The sequence below is a fragment of the Streptomyces sp. NPDC018029 genome (assembly GCF_044327655.1).
Classification (GTDB): domain Bacteria; phylum Actinomycetota; class Actinomycetes; order Streptomycetales; family Streptomycetaceae; genus Streptomyces.
Genome location: NZ_JBIRFV010000024.1, coordinates 1 through 6,725 on the forward strand (window position 1 = coordinate 1; position 6,725 = coordinate 6,725).

Annotated in this window: 8 protein-coding genes; 1 reads left to right on the plus strand and 7 read right to left on the minus strand. The window is 70.3% G+C overall.

What is annotated here, in order from left to right; genetic code table 11:
* Positions 1-615: chorismate synthase (gene aroC, locus ACH4D5_RS38765; RefSeq protein WP_398312950.1), on the plus strand; the 615-nt coding region annotated here is incomplete at its 5' end.
* Between the two features lie 172 nt (positions 616-787).
* On the opposite strand, the gene ACH4D5_RS38770 is transcribed toward aroC, so the two are convergent.
* From ACH4D5_RS38770 to ACH4D5_RS38800, 7 genes are all read right to left on the minus strand, one after another.
* Complete coding sequence (locus ACH4D5_RS38770; protein WP_398312953.1) at positions 788-1,399, minus strand: hypothetical protein; 612 nt, start codon at positions 1,397-1,399, stop codon at positions 788-790.
* A gap of 13 nt (positions 1,400-1,412) precedes the next feature.
* On the minus strand, positions 1,413-2,600 hold the full coding sequence (locus ACH4D5_RS38775) for a phage tail sheath family protein (protein WP_398312956.1): 1,188 nt from the start codon (positions 2,598-2,600) through the stop codon (positions 1,413-1,415).
* A 13-nt stretch (positions 2,601-2,613) separates the two neighbouring features.
* Entirely contained in the window at positions 2,614-3,651 is a 1,038-nt protein-coding gene (locus ACH4D5_RS38780; protein ID WP_398312959.1) for a methyltransferase, read from the minus strand.
* Between the two features lie 57 nt (positions 3,652-3,708).
* Positions 3,709-4,218, minus strand: coding sequence for a PhzA/PhzB family protein (locus tag ACH4D5_RS38785; protein ID WP_398312962.1), 510 nt, complete (start codon positions 4,216-4,218; stop codon positions 3,709-3,711).
* Positions 4,219-4,249: 31 nt separating this feature from the next.
* Positions 4,250-4,930: a phenazine biosynthesis FMN-dependent oxidase PhzG gene (gene phzG, locus ACH4D5_RS38790; protein WP_398312965.1), complete on the minus strand. Its 681-nt coding sequence runs from the start codon at positions 4,928-4,930 to the stop codon at positions 4,250-4,252.
* The gene (locus tag ACH4D5_RS38795) at positions 4,923-5,759 is read right to left on the minus strand and encodes a PhzF family phenazine biosynthesis protein (RefSeq protein WP_398312968.1); all 837 of its coding nucleotides are present in this window, start codon (positions 5,757-5,759) and stop codon (positions 4,923-4,925) included. Before ACH4D5_RS38795 ends, phzG begins: the two co-directional genes overlap by 8 nt.
* Positions 5,760-5,903: 144 nt before the next feature.
* A partial coding sequence (locus ACH4D5_RS38800) for a 3-deoxy-7-phosphoheptulonate synthase (protein ID WP_398312971.1) occupies positions 5,904-6,725 on the minus strand: 822 nt, incomplete at its 5' end.

A 6,725-nucleotide genomic window follows, 5' to 3' on the forward strand; every position in this document is an offset into this window, starting at 1 on the left:
CTGGACGCGGATCCGGTGCGGTGTCTGGATGCGGATGCGTCGAAGGCGATGGTCGCGGAGATCGATCAGGCGCACAAGGACGGTGACACCCTGGGCGGTGTGGTCGAGGTGCTCGCGTATGGGGTGCCGGTGGGGCTGGGCTCGCATGTGCACTGGGACCGGCGCCTCGATGCCCGTCTGGCGGCGGCGCTGATGGGTATTCAGGCGATCAAGGGTGTCGAGGTCGGGGACGGCTTCGATCTGGCGCGGGTGCCGGGGTCCAAGGCGCACGACGAGATCGTCACCACGGACGAGGGCATCAAGCGCACCTCGGGCCGCTCGGGTGGCACCGAGGGTGGTCTGACCACGGGTGAGCTGCTGCGGGTACGTGCGGCGATGAAGCCGATCGCGACCGTGCCGCGCGCGCTGGCCACGATCGATGTGGCCACCGGTGAGGCGGCGAAGGCGCATCACCAGCGTTCCGATGTGTGTGCGGTGCCGGCTGCCGGGATCGTCGCGGAGGCGATGGTGGCGCTGGTCCTGGCGGACGCGGTGGCGGAGAAGTTCGGTGGCGACAGCGTGCCTGAGACGCGGCGCAATGTGGAGTCGTACCTCGACCACCTCCAGATCCGGTGAGCGGTCGGCTCACCGCCCCGACGCGGGCGCAGACGACGGAGGCGGCCACGGGCACGCGGTGGGATTCCGCGCGTGCGTGACCGCCTTCGCCTACGGCTCCTTCAGCTCCTCCAGCCCTTCCCTGCTCTCTCCCGCTGAGCAGGCCGGGCGTTCCGTGGAGCCGTCGTCAGGCCTAGGCGGCCTCCTTGCGCCGGCGATCCATGAGGTGTCGCAGGACGAGCCATTCCCGTACCTCCCAGGAGTGTCCCGCCGAACAGCTGATGCTGCTGCTCTTCTGGGGTGCGGCGACGATCGTCCCCGTGCAGCTCTCCACCACACACCGCCTGGTGAGCGGGTTAGCGTCGCCGTGGTCGGGTTCGATGACACGGAGCAGTTCGACGTGGAGGCTCCGGATCTCCTCCGCGAAGTCCAGGGCCGGGGGCTGGGCCGTGAGCCACTCCAAGTGGAGCAGCAGGAAACACGCGAGGTGGGGTACGGAACGAGTCGGGGGAGTGGTCCCGAGTTCGTCCGCGACATAGCCCGCCCATGACTCCAGGATGGCGACGATATTGCTTCGGGCGTCGAGTGCGGAAACGTTCAGGTGGTCCCGCCTGCGGCTCCCGGACACCTTCGTCGGATTCCGTCGCCTGGACGTCGCCATGACGTGGTGCAGGCCTTCCTGGTGGAGGCCGGGGAGCGCGCGCAGATCGAGCTCCAGCTTTTCGACGCAGGGGTCACAGAGCAGGGAATCGGTGGCGGCCCGAATTCCCTGTCTGTGCTTCTGTGAGCATGAGTGAATCTCCATACTGAATCTCTCCTCAGCTGATTCTGTTCCCGATGTCGTGCTGAACGCGGAAAGTGACGAATTCGGCCGGCCGCACGACGGCAAGGCCGACGTCGAGGTTCACCCGGCCCCGCGCCGTGTCCTCACGGGTGTTGTTGGTGTCGTCGCAGACGACCTCGAACGCCTCGGCCGCGGACCGGCCGGGCAGCGCCCCCTGGCGCCACAGGCCCTTGAGGAACGTGGTGGTGGACTGGCGCATCAGCGCCCGCAGTTGGGCGCTGTTGGTGTCGAAGGCGGCCCACCGGGTGCCCTGTTCGAGTGAGGCGCGTGCGTAGTTCACCAGGCGGCGGACGCTGAGCTCGGCCCAGTCGGGGACGGTGGACAGCGTGCGCGCCCCGAGCACCCGGATGCCCTGCCCCTGGACGAACCGCAGGCAGTTAACCCCCAGCGCGCCCACCGACTCCCTCTCTTTCTCGGTGAGTTCCCGCTCCTGCTTGACCACGCCCACCAGGGCTCCCACGGGCGCCGCGTGCACACCCCGCTCGGCGTCGACGCGGCAGCACATCCCCGACACATGACCGGAGGGCGGGACCAGGCGTTCGCGTCCGTCGGCCTCGGTCACGGTGATCCACGGATAGTGGACGGCTGCGAACTGCGCCTCGGGCTCCGGCAGTTCGAAGGGACGTCTTCGTACGTCGGCGGGTTCGAGGCCCTGCCGGGTGTGCAGCAGAGCGACCCGGTGGCCCACACGGCCGCAGTGTCGGGCGATCTCCCGCGCGACGCCGTGCGCGTCCCTCGCCACCCGCCACAGATCCGGCGCCACCACGAGGGTGATCTCCGGCAGGCGCTCCAGCTTGGCGAGGGCGGACCGGTAGGCCGCCACCCGGTCCGCGTCGTCGTCCGTTCCGAGGACCCAGGCCCCGCCACCCCCGTTGCGGAAGTGGCCGAGCACGGCGTCGTGGACGAAAGAGGGCGGCTCCCCATCGACCCTGCGCTGCGAGAACGCCTCGATGAAATCCTGCGGGTGACGGACGAAGGCCGGCTTGCCCGGCAGGCTCGGCGCGTCCCCGACGAAGGCCGCCACCGACGTGTGCACGCCGTGGATGAAGGGCGCGCCGTGGCCCGCTCCCCGGATGCCGTCCGCCTCCCGGAGGTGGATCCCCGGGCCGAGGGGCCCGGCGTCACTCAGGGCGCGTGCTGGATTCGGCTGCTGTTGTGGCATGCGGTCTCCTCGGTCACGACGGAATGTCGGATGCGGCGGTGAGTACCAGTGCCGAGGTCTCCATGGGGAGTTGTACGGAACGCTCGATGGCCAGACCCGACTGGTCCGCCAGTTCGTGGTACTCACCGATCGAGCGCTGGTGACCGCCGTTGACGACCATCAGGTGGAGGTCCCACAGCGGGGCCAGCAGGCCGGCCTTGCCGTCCTGGACGACCATCTCGATGATCACCAGACGCGAGTGCGGGCCCATGGCCCCGCGTATGGAACGCAGGAGGCGTACGCAGTCGCCCTCCGACCAGTCGCCGAGGACCCGGGACAGGAGATAGGTGTCGGCGCCCTGCGGGATCGGGCTGGTGAACATGTCCCCGGCGACGAGCTCGGCGCGGTCGAGGCCCACGGTCTGCTCCAGGTGCGCGCGGGCGATGGGGATGTTGTGTTCCAGGTCGAGCAGGGTGCCGCGGGCCTCCGGCGCCGCACCGAGGACCGTGGCAAGGAGCTGGCCGCTGCCGCCCGCGATGTCGACGACGTGCTGGTCGGCGGTGAAGTCGATGTACCGCGGCACCGCGTCGAAGGCGAAGTTGTTCGCCTGGGCCTGCATGGCGCGCTGGAAGCGCTGCGCGGCGTCGGGGTCCTCCCCGAGATAGCCGACGAGCGAGCGCCCGTACGCCTTCTCGAAGCCGCTCTTGCCGGTACGGAACGTCTCGATGGACTCTCCCCAGGCCTGGTAGAACTCCTCCCCGTAGAGCAGACACACGTCGCGCAGCGAGCCGGGCCGGTCGCGCAGCAGGTCGCCCACCTCCGTGTTGCGGTAGCCGCCGCTCTCGTCACCGTCGACCACGCCCAGGCGGAGGAGCAGACGCAGCAGGCGCCGGACGGCGTCCGGGTCCGCGTCCGCGGCCTTGGCGAGCTCCGCGGGACCCGTGTGGCCCGCCGCGATCAGATCGGGCAGACCCAGTCTGGCCGCCGCGTGGACGGCCTGGGTGTGCCAGGCGGCGGTGATGAGATCGATGGTGGCGCGGGCCGCGGGGCGGGGGGCGTTGTCCGTGCTCATGGATTCTCTCTTCGCGCGTAGGAACGTAGTGGGGGGTGCTGCGGGTTGGCCGGTGGTTCAGGAGGGGATCCAGTCCCGTTGGATGTGGGGGGTGGGGATGCTCAAAGCCCGCATGTGTTCGATGGGGTTGGTGTATTCGCGGCTGGCGGCGATGAGGCCGTCCTCGAGGGTGAAGCCGTGGATGAAGTGGTTGCGGTAGCGGCCCTCGGGATAGCCGGGGAAGCGGATGGTGCCCTCGCCGTCGCACTCCACCCAGATGACGGCCGGGTCCTGGGTCTCGTAGAGGCGGACGTCAAACCACTCCCAGTCCGGCAGGACCTGCAAGGACAGCTCGCCGTGGCGCTGGAGGTTGTCGCGGCCCTGGACGGTGATGGGCCGGCCGATGTCGGTGTTGAACAACGACGCCGTGCCGTCGGGGGTGTAGAGGGTGTAGCGGCGCAGCCGGGCCTCTGGCCCGGTCTCCATGTACTGCTCCACGGCCCGCCGGTTGCGGGCGCGCAGCTCCAGGTGGCTGGTGAACACCGGGCCGTCGGCCACGTGGTGGGGGGTGGTCAGGGGGGTGCTCATGGCGTCTCCGAACAAGGGGAAGGGCGGGGGGTCAGGGCTGCAGGCGGGTGGTGGTCCAGCCGTGTGGGGTGCGGTCGTAGCGCAGCCGCTCGTGCAGCCGGTCGGTGCCGTTGGCCCAGAACTCCACCGCGTCGGGTTCCAGGCAGAAGCCCACGAACGCCTCGGGGCACGGCAGCGGCCGCTCCAGGGCGCCCAGTTCCAGGGCCTGGGCGCGGATGGTCTCGAAGTGTTCGAGGTCGCGCAGGGGTTCGCTTTGCAGGGAGACGGTGGACATGGCGTGGGTGAACACCGCGCGGGCCGCCCACAAAGCTTCGGCCTCGGCGCGCGGGAGTTGGCGCACGGGGCCGGCCAGGGTGATCTGCTGGCTGGTCTCGCGCCAGTACAGCACGCCCGAGGCGTAGGGGTTGGCGGCCAGTTCGCGGCCCTTTTGGCTGCCGGCGTGGGTGATGAAGACGATGCCGTGCTCGGTGACCTGGTTGACGGCCAGGATGCGTGAGGAGGGCCGGCCGCGCTCGTCGGCGGTGGCAAGGGCCAGGGCGCGCGGTTCGCGCACGCCGTGGGCGGTGGCCTGGGCCAGCCAGTCGTTGAGCAGTCCCATCGGCTCGGCGGGCGGGGTGCGGAACTGGGGGAAGTCCACCTCCACGGTGCCCGTCAGCGTCTCCGAACGCCGCGAGGGAGTACGGCCGTTGGTCTTCTGGGACAGCTCAGACATGAATCGTTCCTTCGATCGTGACGACGCCGTGGCCCGAGACCTCGACCGAGTCGACCCGGTCGCCCTCGCCCTGGACCAGCGCCCTCATGGGGGAGGGGCGACCGATCTCGATGCCCTGGGTGATCTCGATGAGCTGCCCGTACGAACCGAGGCCGTGCCGGGCGATGTGGATCGCGATGGGGCCGGCGACCGAACCGGTGGCGGCGTCCTCCACGACCCCGTACGCGGGCGAGAACATGCGGTTGCGCCACGTGGTCCCGGACCCGGCGATGCAGTTGGTCGCCATGTCGGGGAAGCTCGCGAGAGCGCGGTGGTCGGGGTCCACCTTCGACAGGGCCTCGAAGCTCTCGAAGCCGACGAGGACGTGCCGCGGGCCGTTGCGGTAGATCTCGACCGGCAGCGTCGACTCGCGGACGCCCAGCGCCTCCAGGAGCTCCTCGGCACGGTCGAAGGGCTCCCAGACGGGCACCGGCTGGCGCATGCTCGTCGAGACGACCTGCCCGCCGACGCGCCGCAGCTCGAAGGGGATCACGCCCATCGCGGTCTCGATCCGCAGCTGGTCCGCGTCGGTGCGCCGGCCAAGGGCGATGGCCGTGCCCAGCAACGGGTGCCCGGCGAAGGGGAGTTCGTTGACGGGCGTGAAGATCCGTACGTGTACGTCGCCGCCCTGCTTGGGGGCCAGCACGAACGTGGTCTCCGAGAGGTTCATCTCCCGTGCTATGCGCTGCATCTGATCGGCCGTCAGGTCGTCGGCGTCGAAGAACACGGCCACCGGATTACCGGTGAGGGGCTCTCGCGCGAACGCGTCGACGACTACGTAGTTGTGCATCTGCTCTCCACTGTCATTGGGCGGCGGCCGTGAGGTGCCGGGACGACGACCACGATGCGCGGTCCATCTTTGGTTGACCCTGATTCCAGCTGGAATGGCACCGAAATCCCCGGCTCCGGGGCCGGACGGGCCAAGTGGGCCGGGTCAGGCGGGCCAGGCGTTGACGGCGTGCAGGGCCTGGGTGGGATTGAGGCGGGGGTCGCAGCACGAGGTGTAGCGCTCGCCCACCCGCTCCAGGTCGGCCTCGGTGCCGGCGCACTCGGTGACGTCATCGGGGGTGGTCTCCAGGTGCAGGCCGCCGGCGATGCCGCCGCCGTCCTGCACGGCCCGCACGAAGCCGGTGATCTCGCGGGCGACGGTGTCGACCATGCGGGTCTTGTAGCCGCCGGGCGCGGTCACGGTGTTGCCGTGCACCGGATCGCTCAGCCAGATCGCGGGGTGGCCGGCCTCGCGGACCGCCTCCACCAGGCGCGGCAGCCGCTCGGCGACCGCGTCCGCGCCCATCCGGGCGATCAGTGTGAGCCGGCCCGGGTCGCGCCAGGGGTCCAGCCTCTCGCACAGCGCCAGCAGCTCGGCCACCTCCATGGCCGGCCCCACCTTGCAGGCCACCGGGTTGCTCACCTCGGCCAGCAGCGCCACATGAGCACCCTCCACCTGGCGGGTGCGCTCCCCGATCCAGGGCCAGTGCGTGGACCCCAGGAACAGGCGGCCCTTGTCGTCGGTGCGCAGCATGGGCATCTCGTAGTCCAGCAGCAGCGCCTCATGACTGGTCCACACCGGCGGGCCCGCGATCTCACGGCCTGCCGCCCGCTCCCGCCAGCCCAGATTCTCCAGGATGTCCCCGGCCGCCATGTATCCCGTGATGATCCTGAGCGGGTCGGGGCGGCGGCTCTCGGCGTCGGGTTCGGGGCCGTTGACCATGTGGCCGCGGAAGACGGGCAGTTCGAGGCCGTCGATGATTTCGGT

Coding starts and splice junctions, on each gene's coding strand:
- ACH4D5_RS38785 (WP_398312962.1), bottom strand. CDS start 4,218: ATGAGCACCCCCCTGACCACCCCCCACCACGTGGCCGACGGCCCGGTG.
- ACH4D5_RS38795 (WP_398312968.1), bottom strand. CDS start 5,759: ATGCACAACTACGTAGTCGTCGACGCGTTCGCGCGAGAGCCCCTCACC.
- ACH4D5_RS38770 (WP_398312953.1), bottom strand. CDS start 1,399: ATGGAGATTCACTCATGCTCACAGAAGCACAGACAGGGAATTCGGGCC.
- ACH4D5_RS38775 (WP_398312956.1), bottom strand. CDS start 2,600: ATGCCACAACAGCAGCCGAATCCAGCACGCGCCCTGAGTGACGCCGGG.
- phzG (WP_398312965.1), bottom strand. CDS start 4,930: ATGTCTGAGCTGTCCCAGAAGACCAACGGCCGTACTCCCTCGCGGCGT.
- ACH4D5_RS38780 (WP_398312959.1), bottom strand. CDS start 3,651: ATGAGCACGGACAACGCCCCCCGCCCCGCGGCCCGCGCCACCATCGAT.